Consider the following 14,715-nt stretch of genomic DNA (forward strand, 5'->3'; position numbering starts at 1 on the left):
CAAAAGCCACGCTGCTCACAAAATCCTATGGCCGTCGCGGGAGCGGCGGGATGCGGCGGGGGCATTCTCCGGGTGTCGTCCATTGTGTGGTGGTACGTAAGCGGATAATGGGGCTTATGAAGTTGCGGATCTTCACCGAGCCCCAGCAGGGTGCCACTTACGACGACCTGCTCACCGTCGCCCAGGCCACGGAACGGCTGGGTTTCGACGCGTTCTTCCGGTCCGACCACTACATGCGCATCGGGGAAGGAGAGCCGGGTCCCGGGTCGACCGACGCCTGGCTCACGCTGGCCGCGCTGGCCAGGGAGACCTCCACGATCAGGCTCGGCACGCTGGTGAGCCCGGCCACGTTCCGGCTGCCGGGGCCGCTGGCCATCAGCGTCGCGCAGGTGGACCAGATGAGTGGCGGCCGGGTCGAGCTGGGCCTGGGCACCGGCTGGCTGGAGGAGGAGCATCGCGCGTACGGCATCCCGTTCCCGCCGGTGGGGGAGCGGTTCGGCCGGTTCGAGGAGCAGCTGGAGATCATCCTGGGGCTCTGGACGGCGGAGAAGACCTACTCCTTCGACGGCAGGTACTACCGGCTCGTCGACTCCCCGGCGCTGCCCAAGCCGGTCCAGCGCCCGCACCCGCCGGTCATCATCGGCGGCGTCGGCGCCAAGCGCACGCCCCGGCTGGTCGCCGCCTTCGCCGATGAGTACAACGTGCCGTTCAGGACCCTGTCCGACACGAGCGAGGCTTATGACCGGGTGCGGGAGGCGAGCGCGGAGACCGGCCGTACCGTGCTCCTGTCGGCGGCTCAGACCGTCTGCGTCGGCCGCGACCAGGCCGAGATCGAACGGCGCGCGGCCGCCATCGGGCAGGACCTGGCCGGGCTGCGCGCGGGCGGCCTCGCGGGGACTCCGGCCGAGGTGGTCGACAAGATCGGCCAGCTGGGCGAGCTCGGGGCCGAGCGGGTCTACCTCCAGGTCATGGACCTGTCCGACCTCGAACACCTGGAGCTGATCGCGGCCGAGGTATTGCCACACGTCTGACATAACCGTTAGCGCCCCTTTGCTGGACTGCGGCACACTTGGCCCGTGCTGCTGACCATCACGACCACCGCCACACCCGCCACCGACCTGGGCTTTCTCCTGCACAAGCATCCTGATCGGGTGCAGGAGTTCGACCGGTCGTTCGGCACGGCCACGGTCTTCTACCCGGAGTCGGGCGAGGGGCGCTGCACGGCCGCGCTGCTGCTCGAGGTCGACCCGATCGCGCTGGTCCGGTCACGCGGCAAGAACTCGCCCGACTTCAGCCTGTCCCAGTACGTCAACGACCGGCCCTACGCCGCCTCCTCGCTGCTGGCCGTGGCCCTGGGCGACGTCTTCCGTACCGCGCGGGCGGGGCGCTGCAAGGCCAGGCCGGACCTGCCGGGCCGGCCGATGCCGCTGGAGATCCGGCTGCCGGCGCTGCCCTGCCGCGGCGGGCCCGAGCTGGCGGTCCGGCTGTTCGAGCCGCTCGGCTGGGCCGTCGAGGCGCTGGCCGTACCCCTGGACGAGGGCTTTCCCGAGTGGGGCGAGTCGCGTTACGTCCGGCTGACGCTCAGCGGGACCGTCCGGCTGGCCGACGCGCTCAACCACCTGTACGTGCTGCTGCCCGTGCTCGACGACGGCAAGCACTACTGGATCGCGCCCGACGAGGTCGACAAGCTGGTCAGGGCCGGTGAGGGCTGGCTGTACGGGCACCCGGAGCGCGGCCTGATCATGCGCCGCTACCTGGGCCGCCGGTGGGCGCTGGCCCGGACGGCGCTGGCCAGGCTGGCCGAGCTGGGCGACGAGACCGAGGAGCAGCTGGAGCCCGCGGTCGACGAGGACGCGGCGGCGGGGGAGACCGCGGCCGACGAGGCGGCCGCCGCCGAGGCCGAGGCCCAGGGCGAGGCGCCGGAGATCCAGGTCTCGGAAGGCGAGGGTCCGGAGGTCAAGCCGAAGGCGCTGAACGTCAGGCGGCGCGAGGCCGTACTGGAGACCCTGGAGGAGCTCGGCGCGACCAGCGTGCTCGACCTCGGCTGCGGGCAGGGCGAGCTGGTCGGCGCGCTGCTGGCCAGGCCCAGGTTCGCCAGGGTCGCCGGGATGGACGTCTCGGCCATGGCGCTCACCATCGCCGCGCGCAAGCTCAAGCTGGACCGGATGCCCGACGGCAAGCGGGCCAGGCTGACGCTGTTCCAGGGCGCGCTCACCTACACCGACAAGCGGCTGGCCGGCTATGACGCCGCCGTGCTCATGGAGGTGATCGAGCACGTCGACCCGCCGCGCCTGGCGGCGCTCGAACGCGTCGTGTTCGGCAACGCCAGGCCCCAGCACGTGCTCGTCACCACCCCGAACATCGAGTACAACCCCCGCTACGAGTTCCTGACCGGGCTGCGCCACCGCGACCACCGTTTCGAGTGGACCCGCGCCGAGTTCGCCGCGTGGGCCGAGCGGGTGGCCGAGCAGTACGGATACCAGGTCACCTACAAGCCTGTCGGCGACGACGACCCCGAGGTCGGTCCGCCCACCCAGATGGGAGTGTTCACCCGATGAGCCCGATCAGCGTTCCCGAGCTGTCCCTCGTGGTGCTCGTCGGCGTGTCGGGCAGCGGGAAGTCGACGTTCGCCGCCAAGCACTTCAAGCCGACGCAGGTGATCTCGTCCGACTTCTGCCGCGGCCTGGTCGCCGACGACGAGAACGACCAGTCGGCCACCCCCGCCGCGTTCGACCTGCTGCACCACATCGTCGGCGTACGCCTGGCCAGGGGGCTGTTCACCGTGGTCGACGCCACGAACGTCCAGTACGCCGCCCGCCGCAGCCTCATCGAGCTGGCCAAGAAGCACGACGTGCTGGCCGAGGCGATCGTGCTGGACACCCCCGAGGAGGTGGCGATCGAGCGCAACGCCGGCCGCCCGAACCGCGACTTCGGGCCCGGCGTGGTGATCCGCCAGCGCAAGGACCTGCGCCGCTCGCTGGGCAAGATCTCCCGCGACGGCTTCAGGAAGGTGCACGTGCTGCGCGGCCTGGAGGCCATCGAGAACGCGGAGCTGTCGTACGAGAAGGCGTGGAGCGACAAGCGCGAGCTGACCGGCCCGTTCGACGTCATCGGCGACATCCACGGCTGCCGTTCGGAGCTGGAGACGCTGCTGGAGAGCCTGGGCTGGCAGCTCGAGCGGGCCGAGGGCAGGGCGGTGACCGCCCAGCACCCGGCCGGTCGTACGGCGGTGTTCGTCGGCGACCTGGTCGACCGCGGTCCCGACACGCCCGGTGTGCTCCGCCTGGTCATGGGCATGGTCGCGGCCGGCACCGCGATCTGCGTCTCGGGCAACCACGAGGCGAAGCTGGTGCGCGCGCTGAACGGCCGCAAGGTCAAGGTCGCGCACGGCCTCCAGGAGTCGCTCGACCAGCTCGCCGCCGAGCCGCCGGAGTTCGTCGAGCGGGCCCGTACCTTCATGGAGGGCCTGATCAGCCACTACCGGCTCGACGGCGGCCGGCTCGTCGTCGCGCACGCCGGGCTCAAGGAGGCCTACCACGGCCGCGCGTCGGGCCGCGTCCGCTCCTTCGCCCTATACGGCGACACGACGGGCGAGACCGACGAGTACGGCCTGCCGGTCCGCTACCCCTGGGCCGAGGAGTACCGCGGCCGGGCCATGGTCGTCTACGGCCACACGCCCACGATCAAGGCCGAGTGGGTCAACAACACGATCTGCCTCGACACCGGCTGCGTCTTCGGCGGCACGATGACCGCGCTGCGCTACCCGGAACGCGAGCTGGTCTCCGTCCCCGCCGAGAAGGTCTGGTACGAGTCGGTCAAGCCGCTCGGCGCCGGGCCCGCCCGCGACCCGGGCATGCTCGACATCGGCGACGTCCAGGGCACCAGGCACATCGAGACCCGGTTCGGCACCCGCGTGAAGGTGATGGAGGAGAACGCGGCCGCCGCCCTGGAGATCATGAGCAGGTTCGCCGTGGACCCGCGCTGGCTGATCTACCTCCCGCCGACCATGGCCCCGCCCGAGACCTCCGCGCTCGACGGCTACCTGGAGCACCCGCACGAGGCGTTCGAGGAGTTCGCCGCCGCCGGGGTGAGCGAGGTCGTGTGCGAGGAGAAGCACATGGGCTCGCGGGCCGTCGCCGTGCTCGCCAGGACTCCCGAGGTGGCCGCCGCCCGCTTCGGCGTGACCGACGGCTCCGCGGGCGCCGTCTACACGCGTACCGGGCGCCCGTTCTTCGACGACATGGCGCCGCTGGTGGAGCGGCTGCGCGCGGCGTGCGAGCCGCTGTGGGCCGAGCTCGGCTCCGACTGGGTGGCGCTCGACTGCGAGCTGCTGCCCTGGTCGGCCAAGGCGGGCGAGCTGATCAGGAGCCAGTACGCCTCCGTCGGCGCGGCGGCGCGCGCGGCGCTGCCCGAGGCGATGTCGGTTCTGGAAGCGGCCGCCGGGCGCGGGCTGGATGTGGGCGGGCTGCTCGCCCGCACTCGACGCCGCACCGACAACGCTGCCCTGTTCCGCGACGCCTATGCGCGTTACTGCTGGCCGGTCGACGGCCTGGAGGGGGTACGGGTGGCGCCGTTCCAGATCCTGGCCTGCGAAGGGCGGGCCACGGCGCTGGAGCCGCACGCCTGGCACCTGGAGAAGCTCGCCCTGCTGGACTCGCCGCTGATCACCCCTACCCGGCACCTGTTCGTCTCGCTCGACTCGCCGCAGTCGCGGGCCGGGGCGATCGAGTGGTGGTCGTCGCTCACGGCGGCGGGCGGCGAGGGCATGGTGGTCAAACCCGCTCAGTACATGGCGGGACGGGTCCAGCCCGGAGTCAAGGTGCGCGGCCGCGAATACCTGCGGATCATCTACGGCCCCGACTACACCGAGTCGCTCGACGTGCTGCGCAGGCGTTTCCTCGGCAAGAAGCGGTCCATGGCGCTGCGCGAGTACGCCCTCGGCCTGGAGGCCCTCTCGCGCCTGGCCGAGGGCGACGCGGGCTGGCGGGTCCACGAGCCGGTTTTCGGGGTTCTCGCCCTGGAATCCGAGCCGGTGGACCCACGGCTCTAGTTTTTGAGTAATCATGGCCGTACGTGGAGTGACTGCGGGTAAATCCCCATTTCGGGGAGGAGGCCCGCATGGCTACTCAGTCCGGCCACCAGGAGAACCTCGGCCACGTCGTCTTCATCACAGCGGCGGCGGCCATCGGCGGGTTCCTGTTCGGCTACGACAGCGCCGTGATCAACGGCGCTGTCGTCGGGATCCAGAAGTACTTCCACGTCGGACCGGTGGAGATCGGGATCGTGGTGGCCATCGCGCTGCTCGGCTCCGCCATCGGCGCCTGGATCGCGGGCCGGCTGGCCGACTGGTGGGGACGTACCAGGACCATGCAGGTGGCGGCCCTCCTCTTCTCCGCCAGCTCGATCGGGCAGATGCTGCCGTTCGCCCTGTGGGACCTGGCCTTCTGGCGGATCCTGGCGGGCATCGCGATCGGGATGGCCTCGGTGCTCGGCCCGACCTACATCGCCGAGGTGTCGCCGCCCGCCTACCGGGGCCGGCTCGGCTCCTTCCAGCAGCTGGCGATCGTGCTGGGCATCGCGGTCTCGCAGCTGGTCAACTACGTCTTCGCCCGGCTGGCCGGGGGTGACGTCAACAACCCGCTGTGGGGACTGCAGGCGTGGCAGTGGATGCTGGGCGCGTGCGTCGTGCCGGCCCTGCTGTACCTGCTGTTCGCCTCGACCATCCCCGAGTCGCCCCGGTATCTGATCGCGGCCGGGCGGATCAGGCAGGCCCGTACGGTGCTGGCCGAGGTCGAGGGCGAGGACGTGGACCTGGACGCCCGGGTGGCGGAGATCCAGCATGTCCTCAGGAGCGAGCAGCGGCCCACGATGAAGGAGCTGCGCGGACCCGCGCTCGGGCTGCTGCCGATCGTCTGGATCGGCATCGCCCTGTCGGTCTTCCAGCAGTTCGTCGGCATCAACGTGATCTTCTACTACTCCTCGGTGCTCTGGCAGTCGGTGGGCATCACCCAGGCCAACTCGCTGCTGATCAGCTTCTCCAGCTCGGTGATCAACATCATCGGCACGTTCATCGCGATCTCGCTGGTCGACAAGATCGGGCGCAAGCCGCTGCTGCTCATCGGCTCGGCGGGCATGGCCATCTCGCTGGGCACGGCCGCGTGGGCGTTCTCCTACGCCCGCGGGCTCAGCCTGCCCTCCCCGCAGGGCCCCATCGCGCTGGTCGCGGCCAACGTGTTCGTGCTGTTCTTCGCGCTGTCGTGGGGTGTCGTGGTGTGGGTGCTCCTGGGGGAGATGTTCCCCAACCGCATCCGGGCCGCCGCCCTGGGAGTGGCCGCGGCGGCGCAGTGGATCGCGAACTGGGCGATCACGGTGACCTTCCCGGCCCTGTCGAAGTGGAACCTGCCTCTGACGTACGCCATGTACTCCTTCTTCGCCGTGCTGTCGTTCCTGTTCGTCGCCAAGTTCGTCAGGGAGACCAAAGGGCGAAAGCTCGAGGAGATGGGTTAGCCTCCGGTGCGTGATTGACGACGTGCTCGGTCCCTCCATCGAGGTGTTGTTCTGCGGGATCAATCCCGGGCTGATGTCGGAGGCCACCGGTCATCACTTCGCCCGTCCCGGCAACCGGTTCTGGCCCGCGCTGCATCTGTCCGGGTTCACGCCCCGGCTGCTCGCTCCCGCCGAGCAGCACCTCCTGCCGTCGTACGGGCTGGGCATCACGAACGTCGTCGCCCGGCCCAGCGCCAAGGCGTCGGAGCTGACCCGTGAGGAGCTGATCGAGGGCGGGGCCCGGCTGGCCGGGCTGGTGGCGTCGGTGCGGCCCCGGGCGCTGGCCGTTCTGGGGATCTCGGCGTACCGGACGGCTTTCGCCCGGCCGAAGGCGCGGATCGGTCTCCAGCCCGAGCCGGTGGGCGGCGTGCCGGTGTGGGCGCTGCCGAATCCGAGCGGCCTCAACGCCCACTGGAACCTGGCCGGCATCGCCGCCGAATTGCGGCTGCTGCGCGAGCACATCGGGTGGCCTTCGCGCACCTCTTGACGATCTCAGAGCTCGCTCCCTACTATCGGGTAACTCTTTAATGATCAACGCAATCCCCGTTTACGGTTCAACCACTTCCGGTATGCGGGAGTGGGCTTCGCCGTAGCCTCGTAGGGAAATATCGCATGACAGATGACTATGACGTCGTCATAGTCGGCGCAAGCATTTCCGGATGCGCCGGCGCGATACTGTTCGCGAATCTGGGAGCTCGCGTCGCGCTCTTGGAAAAGCATTCCGGCATGGACGCGTACAAGGTGTTGTGCACCCATACGCTGCAACCGAGTTGCCTGCCGGTCATCAAGACGCTGGGCCTGCTGCCGCTGCTCGAAGAGGCCGGGGCGCACCGGCACGTCACCCACCTGTGGACTCCCTGGGGCTGGATCGAGCCGCGCCCCGCGCCCGGCGCTGAGCCGCTTCCGCACGGACTCAACATCCGGCGCCAGACCCTGGACCCCTTGCTCAGGCGGCTCGCCGCCGAGACCCCGGGAGTCGACCTCCGGCTCGGCCAGAACGTCAACGGGCTCCTGGAGGAGGACGGTCGCGTCACCGGAGTCCGTGTCACCGCGGGCGGCGTGGAGACCCGGCTGACGGCGCGGCTGGTCGTGGGCGCGGACGGGCGCAACTCGACCGTGGGCGCCCTCAGCGGGCTGCCCGTCAGGCTGAGCGCCAACAACCGGCTGGGCTTCTTCGCCCAGTACCGTGGCCTGCCGGAAGACGCGCCGAGCCGGGTGTGGTTCCTCGACCCGGACACCGCCTTCGCCTTCCCCAACGACGACGGCGTCACCGTGATCGCCTGCTCGCCCAGCAAGGAACGGCACAGCTCCGCCTTCCGCGCCGACCTCGAAGGCAGCTTCGAACGGTTCGTCCGCGCCCTGCCCGACGCGCCCCGCATCGACGAGGCCGAACGCGTCTCCAAGATCGTCGGGACGCTCGACCTGCCCAACGTCTACCGCAAGCCGTACGGACCGGGCCTCGCCCTGGTCGGCGACGCGGCTCTGGCCACCGACCCGCTGTGGGGAGTCGGGTGCGGCTGGGCGTTCCAGTCCGCGCAGTGGCTGGTGGAGGCGGTCGGGGGCGCCGTGGCGAGCCAGGGCGACGTGCTGCCGGGCCTGGCGGAGTACGGCAAAACGCACCGCGCGGCGCTGGACAGCCATCACAAGCTGATGGAGGACTATTCGGCCGTGCGGCCGTTCAATGTCTTCGAGCGGCTGCTGCTTTCCGCGGCGGCCCGCGACGCCGGCGCGGCCAGGCATTATTACGACTTCGCCTCCCGGCTCATCGATGTCAAGCAGTTCGCGTCACCGGGCTCGCTGCTGCGCGCGGCGCGGGTCAACGCATTTCACCGCCTCCGCAATTCGATTTGAGGATGCCAGTGACTTCTCGTATCGCCGTAGTAGGAATGGCATGTCGTTTTCCCGACGCGGCCACCGCCGGTGAGCTGTGGGACAACGCGCTGGCGGGCCGCAGGTCGTTCCGGCGGCTGCCCCCGGAACGCATCCGGCTGTCCGACTACTGGTCCGCGGACCGTACGGCGCCCGACCACTTCTACACGACCGAGGCGGCGCTGTTACGCGACTGGGAGTTCGACCGCCTGCGCTTCAAGGTGGCCGGTACGACCTTCCGCAACACCGACATGGTGCACTGGCTCGCCCTGGAGGTGGCCGCCGAGGCGCTCGCCGACGCCGGGTTCCCCGACGGCAAGGGCGCGCCGCACGAGACCACCGGCGTGGTCATCGGCAACTCGCTCACCGGCGAGGGCCAGCGCGCGGCCGGGATCAGGCTGCGCTGGCCGTACGTACGCCGCATCGTCGCCAACGCCCTGGAGGGCAAGCTGGACACCGAGCAGCTCACCGAGCTGCTCGGCCGGATGGAGCACGACTACAAGGCGCCGTTCCCGGTGCCCGACGGCGACTACCTGGCCGGCGGCCTGTCCAACACGATCGCCGGACGCATCTGCAACCACTTCGACCTCAACGGCGGCGGCTACGCCGTCGACGGAGCCTGCGCCTCGTCGCTGCTGGCCCTCACCACCTCCTGCAACGCGCTGGTCTCCGGCGACCTCGACGTGGCGGTGGCCGGCGGGGTGGACATCAGCATCGACCCGAACGAGCTGATCGGCTTCTCCAGGGCCGGCGCGCTCGCCGTCGACGAGATGCGCGTGTACGACCAGCGCTCCGCCGGTTTCTGGCCCGGTGAGGGCTCCGGCATGGTCGTGCTGATGCGCGAGGAAGACGCCGTCGCCAGGGGGCACCGCATCCACGCCCTCATCGCCGGCTGGGGCGTCTCCTCCGACGGCGCGGGCGGGATCACCCGGCCGGAGTCCGACGGCCAGCGGCTCTGCCTCGACCGCGCCTACGAGCGGGCCGGGTTCGGCATCGAGGAGGTGCCGTACTTCGAAGGCCACGGCACCGGCACCGCCGTCGGCGACGCCGCGGAGCTGGAGACGATCTCCGAGGCGCGAAGGGCGGCCGCTCCGGCCGCGCGGCCCGCGGTCATCGGCTCGATCAAGGCCAACATCGGCCACACGAAGGCGGCCGCCGGGATGGCCGGCCTGATCAAGGCGGTCATGGCGGTCAACAGCGCGGTGCTGCCGCCGACCACCGGCTGCGAACGGCCCCACAAGATCCTCTCCGGCGACTCCCCGGCCCTGCGCACCCTCCGCAAGGCCGAGCCGTGGCCGCAGGACGCGCCGCTGCGCGCGGGCGTCAGCGCCATGGGCTTCGGCGGCATCAACACGCACGTGGTGATCGAGTCCCCGCGCCGGCGGCGGCCCCGCCTGGACGGGCGGACCCGGACGCTCATGAACTCCCCCCAGGACGTCGAGCTGTTCTGCCTGGACGCCGATTCGTCGGCCGACCTGCGGCAGGAGGCGGAGCGCCTGGCCGAGATAGCGGTCGGCCTGTCCCGGTCCGAGCTGCCCGACCTTGCCGCGTACCTGGCCAGGAAGATCGGCCGCAGGGCGCGCCGCGCCGCGGTGGTCGCCGGCACGCCCGCCGCGCTCGCCGAGCGGCTGCGGCAGGTCGCCGAGCTGGCCGGGCAGGGCACGGAACGGCACCTCGACAGCGCGGCCGGGATCTTCCTCGGCACGCTCGGCGAGCTGCCGCGCATCGTGCTGATGTTCCCCGGTCAGGGCTCCGGCACCCGCGCCGACGGGGGCGCGCTGCGCCGCCGCTTCGACTCGGTCGACGAACTGTACGACATGGCGGCCCTGCCCACCGGCGGCGACCAGGTCGAGACCGCCGTCGCCCAGCCGCGCATCGTGACCGCCTCGGTGGCCGGGCTGCGGGTGCTGTCCGAGCTGGGCGTCGAAGCCGGGACCGCGATCGGGCACAGCCTCGGCGAACTCGTCGCGCTGCACTGGGCCGGCTCGTTCGACGAGGCCGCGGCGCTGCGGATCGCCGCCGCCCGGGGCCGGGCCATGAGCGAGCTGTCGGAGAGCGGCGGCGCGATGGCCAGCATCACCGCGGACCACGACACCGTGGCCGCGCTGCTCGGCGACGATCCCGTGGTCGTCGCCGGCCTGAACTCCCCGCGCCAGACCGTGGTGTCGGGCCCCGCCGAGGCGGTGACCCGGGTCGTCGAGCGGGCCACCCGCCAGGGCCTGTCGGCGGTCAGACTCCCCGTCTCGCACGCCTTCCACTCGCGGCTGGTCGCCCCGGCCGCCGACGTCTTCGCCGGCCGGCTGGCCGAAGAGCGGCCCGAGCCCGTCGGCCGGCACGTCATCTCGACCGTGACCGGAGCGCCGGTCGTCGGCGAGCCCCTCGAACTGCTTCGCGAGCAGATCACCGCGCCGGTCCGCTTCATCGAGGCGCTCACGGTGGCGGCCAAGGACGCGGACCTGCTCATCGAGGTGGGACCCGGCCTCGTACTGACCCAGCTGGCCCGCGACATCGTCGACGTCCCGGCCGTCGCCACGCGTACGGACGACGACTCCCTGGCCGGGATCCTGCAGACGCTGGGCGCGGCGTTCGCCGTCGGCGCCGGGGTGAAGGTCGGCGAGCTGTTCGAGGACCGCTTCACCCGCGCCTTCGACCCGGCCGCGACCCCGACCTTCATCACCAACCTGTGCGAGGTCGTCCCGGAGATCGACTCCGCCCTGCTGGTCAGCGCCGCCGCGTCCGCCTCCGTGGCGTCTTTGGACTCGGATGAGCCCGCCGGAGGTGATCCGCTTCTCCTGCTGCGCCGGCTGGTCGCCGAGCACGCCGAGTTCCCGCTGGAGGCGGTGCAGGCCGACAGCAAGTTCCTGGACGACCTGCACCTCAGCTCGATCGTGGTGGGCGAGCTCGTCGGCGAGGCCATGCGCCGGCTCGGGCTCTCCGAGCCCGCGGCGCCCACCGGGTACGCCACCGCGACCCTGGGCCAGGTCGCCGAGACGCTGGAGCAGCTGGTCGCGACGGGCGCGGCCCCGGCCGAGGACGCCGAGACGGCGGCGGCCCGCATCGTGCCGCCCGGCATCGCGCCCTGGGTGCACAGCTTCGCCGTCGGGAGACGCGAGAGCACCCCGTCGGGCCGTACGGCGCCGCGCAGCCCGGGCACCTGGCAGGTCATCGGTGAGCATCCCGCCGCCGACGCCGTCCGGACCGCGCTCGAAGCGGCGGCGACCGGCACCGGCGTCCTGGTCGTCCTGCCCTCGGGCCCGCGTGCCGAACGGCTGGCGGTGCTGCGCGCCGCCGCCGAGGCGGTGCTCGCGGGAAAGGAGGTGACCCGCTGCGCGATCGTCCAGGAGGAGCCCGGCGGGGCCGGTTTCGCCAAGAGCCTGCACCTGGAGGCGCCCTGGGTCGCCACCACCGTTGTGACCCTCCCGCTCGACGCGGCCGAGGCGCCCGCGTGGATCAGCGCGGAGGTCACCGCGACCGACCGCTTCAAGGAGGTCTTCTACGACGCCGACGGCCTCGGTACGGAGCCCGTCCTGACGCCGGTGGAACTCGGCGGCACCGAGCTGCCGCTCGGCCCCGACGACGTGCTGCTCGTCACGGGCGGCGGCAAGGGCATCACGGCCGAATGCGCGCTGAGCCTGGCGAAGGAGACGGGCACCCGGCTGGCCCTGCTCGGCCGATCCGATCCGGAAGAGGACAGCGAACTCGCCGCCAACCTGGAGCGGATGGCGGCCACCGGAGTGACCGCCCGCTACGTACGCGCCGACGTCACCGACGGGGCGCAGGTGGCCGCAGCGGTCGCCGCCATCGAACGACACCTCGGCAAGGTCACCGGAGTCCTCCACGGAGCCGGTGGCAACGTGCCCAAGCTGCTCGGGGAGCTCACCGGCGACGACTACGCCGCCACGATCGACCCCAAGGTCGCGGGGCTCGAAGCGGTGCTCGCCGCCGTCGGCACCGGCGCTTTGAAGCTGCTCGTCACGTTCGGCAGTATCACCGGGCGGGCCGGGCTGCGGGGTGAGGCCCACTACGCCATAGCCAACGAGTGGCAGAGCGACCTCGTCGAACGGCTGGCGGGCGAGCTGCCGCACTGCCGGTGCCGGGCCGTGGAGTGGTCCCTGTGGTCGGGTGTCGGGATGGGGGAGCGGCTCGGCTCGGTGGAGAGCCTCGCCCGGGTGGGCGTCACCACCATCACGCCCGACCAGGGGGTGGCCATGCTGCGGGAGCTCATCGCCGACCCCGGCGCGCCCGTCGTCACCGTGGTCACCGGCCGGTTCGGCGAAATGCCGACGGTGACCTTCAGCGCACATTCGGCGGGGAGTGACGATCTGCCGCTGCTCCGCTTCCTGGAGCAGCCACGCGTCTACTACCCCGGCATCGAGCTCGTCGCCGACTCCGAGGTCGGCTGGGCCAGCGATCCCTACCTCGCCGAGCACGTCTTCGGCGGCGGGGAAGGAGCGGTCCTGCCGGGCACGGTGGGCATGGAGATCATGGCTCAGGCCGCGGCCGGCCTGCTCGGCACGGACACCGTGCCGGTCTTGGAGGACGTCGAATTCCTCCGGGCCATCGTCGTGACCGAGGACGCTCCGGTGACGGTACGGGTGGCGGCGCTGCGTACCGGGCCGGGCCGGGTCGTCACGGCGGTTCGTACAAGTACGACCAAATTCCAGATTGACCACTTCCGGGCGGTCTGCGACTATTCCGGCGCCCAGCCGGAACCACTCGGGCACACCGGCGGCGACTCCGGCGACTACTCCGGGGTGAAGCCCGAGACCCTCGGGCTCGCCCGGCTCGGCGACGTGGCGCTGCCGCCGCTGGCCTTCGACCCCGCGACGGACCTCTACGGGCCGATGCTCTTCCACGGCCCGCGCTTCAAGCTGGTCGAGAGCGTCCATCGCACCGGCGCCCAGCACGTCACGGGACGGCTCCTCGCGGGCACCGGCTCCTCCTGGTTCGGGCGGTATCTCCCCGACCGGCTGCTGCTCGGCGACCCGGCCGCCCGGGACGCCTACATGCAGCCGATGCAGACCTGCGGGCCGACCGTACTGGCCATCCCCGCGGGAGTGGAGCGCATCGTGCCGGGCCCGTCGACCGGCGCGCAGCCGACCGACGTCTACATCCGGCACCGCTTCGACGACAAGTGCTGGGACATCGAGGTCACCGACCGGGAGGGCGAGGTCATCGAGACCTGGCAGGGCTTCCGGACGCAGCTGGTCAGCAAGTACGAGGTGCCCCGCGAGTGGGTCCCCATGTTGCTGGGCTCGTACCTGGAGCACGTACTCATCGAGCAGAACCTGGCAGGCCGCGTCCTGTTCGACACCGACGGCGACGGACTGGAGCGGCGGCAGGCCAGCCGGCTGGCCATCCAGCGGCTGTTCGGAGCCGAGGCCGAGGTCGTCTGGCGCCCGGACGGCAAGCCGGAGGTACTGGGCGGACAGACCGTGTCGATCGCGCACTCGGCGGGCATCACCATGGCGACCACCACTCCGGGGTGCGATCTGGAGACGGTCACGCCCCGGAGCAGGCAGACCTGGTCGACGCTGCTCGGCGCGGACCGGCTCGCGCTGGCCGAGGCCGTCGCGGACGAGACCGGGGAGGACTTCGACACCGCGGCCACGCGGGTCTGGACGGCCGCCGAGTGCCTGGTGAAGGCGGGCCGGCCAGTCGACGCCGCGGTGACGTTCGACTCGGCGCGGGAAGGCGGCTGGGTCGGGCTCGTCGCCGGTGATGACCGGATCCTGACGATGTCCACCAGGCTGCGTGGTGTGTCAGCCCCCGTCGTACTCGCGATCCTGGCCGCGACCGACCCGAACGCCGGCAAGGCGGGTGAGCTGCGATGACCGGGGACGCGTACGAGTACCGGCACGTCGTGGGCATCGAGGACACCGACCTGCTCGGGAACGTCAACTACGTCAACTACATCCGCTGGCAGGGCCGCGCCCGGGAGATGTTCCTGCGGGACTTCGTCCCCGACGTGGTGGCCGGGTTCGCCGACGGGGTGCGCCTGCTGACCGTGAGCTGCCACTGCGACTACCTGCGGGAACTGGCGGTCTTCGACGAGGTGATCATCAGGATGCGTCAGGGAGAGCTGGGCCAGACCCAGTCGGTGATGACCTACGAGTACTGGCGTCAGCTCCCAGACGGAGGAGAGGAACTGGTCGCCACGGGGGAGCAGCGGATCGCCTGCGTACGTCCTGACGAGAACGGCCACCTGGTTCCGGCCCGGATCCCGGAGCAGATGCGGCGCCTGCTGGAACAGGTACGCAGCCCGCGCCGTTGATCTTCACTCTGATGATCTTCATTCCG

8 protein-coding genes are annotated in these 14,715 nt (G+C 71.3%); all 8 read left to right on the forward strand.

Features of this window, described 5'->3' with window-relative positions; translation table 11 throughout:
* Positions 1-116 precede the first annotated feature (116 nt).
* Positions 117-1,031, forward strand: coding sequence for a TIGR03560 family F420-dependent LLM class oxidoreductase (locus AB0B61_RS29425; RefSeq protein WP_358438368.1), 915 nt, complete (start codon positions 117-119; stop codon positions 1,029-1,031).
* 45 nt (positions 1,032-1,076) lie between these two features.
* Positions 1,077-2,558: a 3' terminal RNA ribose 2'-O-methyltransferase Hen1 gene (locus tag AB0B61_RS29430; RefSeq protein WP_358438370.1), complete on the forward strand. Its 1,482-nt coding sequence runs from the start codon at positions 1,077-1,079 to the stop codon at positions 2,556-2,558.
* Positions 2,555-5,050: a polynucleotide kinase-phosphatase gene (locus AB0B61_RS29435; RefSeq protein WP_358438372.1), complete on the forward strand. Its 2,496-nt coding sequence runs from the start codon at positions 2,555-2,557 to the stop codon at positions 5,048-5,050. Before AB0B61_RS29430 ends, AB0B61_RS29435 begins: the two co-directional genes overlap by 4 nt.
* A gap of 68 nt (positions 5,051-5,118) precedes the next feature.
* On the forward strand, positions 5,119-6,507 hold the full coding sequence (locus AB0B61_RS29440) for a sugar porter family MFS transporter (RefSeq protein WP_358438375.1): 1,389 nt from the start codon (positions 5,119-5,121) through the stop codon (positions 6,505-6,507).
* Positions 6,508-6,517: 10 nt separating this feature from the next.
* The gene (gene mug / locus AB0B61_RS29445) at positions 6,518-7,033 is read left to right on the forward strand and encodes a G/U mismatch-specific DNA glycosylase (protein ID WP_358438378.1); all 516 of its coding nucleotides are present in this window, start codon (positions 6,518-6,520) and stop codon (positions 7,031-7,033) included.
* Positions 7,034-7,158: 125 nt separating this feature from the next.
* Positions 7,159-8,397, forward strand: a complete 1,239-nt coding sequence (locus AB0B61_RS29450) for an NAD(P)/FAD-dependent oxidoreductase (RefSeq protein ID WP_358438380.1) — start codon at positions 7,159-7,161, stop codon at positions 8,395-8,397.
* 8 nt (positions 8,398-8,405) lie between these two features.
* Positions 8,406-14,249: a type I polyketide synthase gene (locus tag AB0B61_RS29455; protein ID WP_358438383.1), complete on the forward strand. Its 5,844-nt coding sequence runs from the start codon at positions 8,406-8,408 to the stop codon at positions 14,247-14,249.
* Complete coding sequence (locus tag AB0B61_RS29460; RefSeq protein ID WP_358438386.1) at positions 14,246-14,689, forward strand: acyl-CoA thioesterase; 444 nt, start codon at positions 14,246-14,248, stop codon at positions 14,687-14,689. Before AB0B61_RS29455 ends, AB0B61_RS29460 begins: the two co-directional genes overlap by 4 nt.
* Positions 14,690-14,715: the final 26 nt, after the last annotated feature.

The sequence above is a fragment of the Nonomuraea sp. NPDC049158 genome, from assembly GCF_040648335.1.
Lineage (GTDB): Bacteria > Actinomycetota > Actinomycetes > Streptosporangiales > Streptosporangiaceae > Nonomuraea.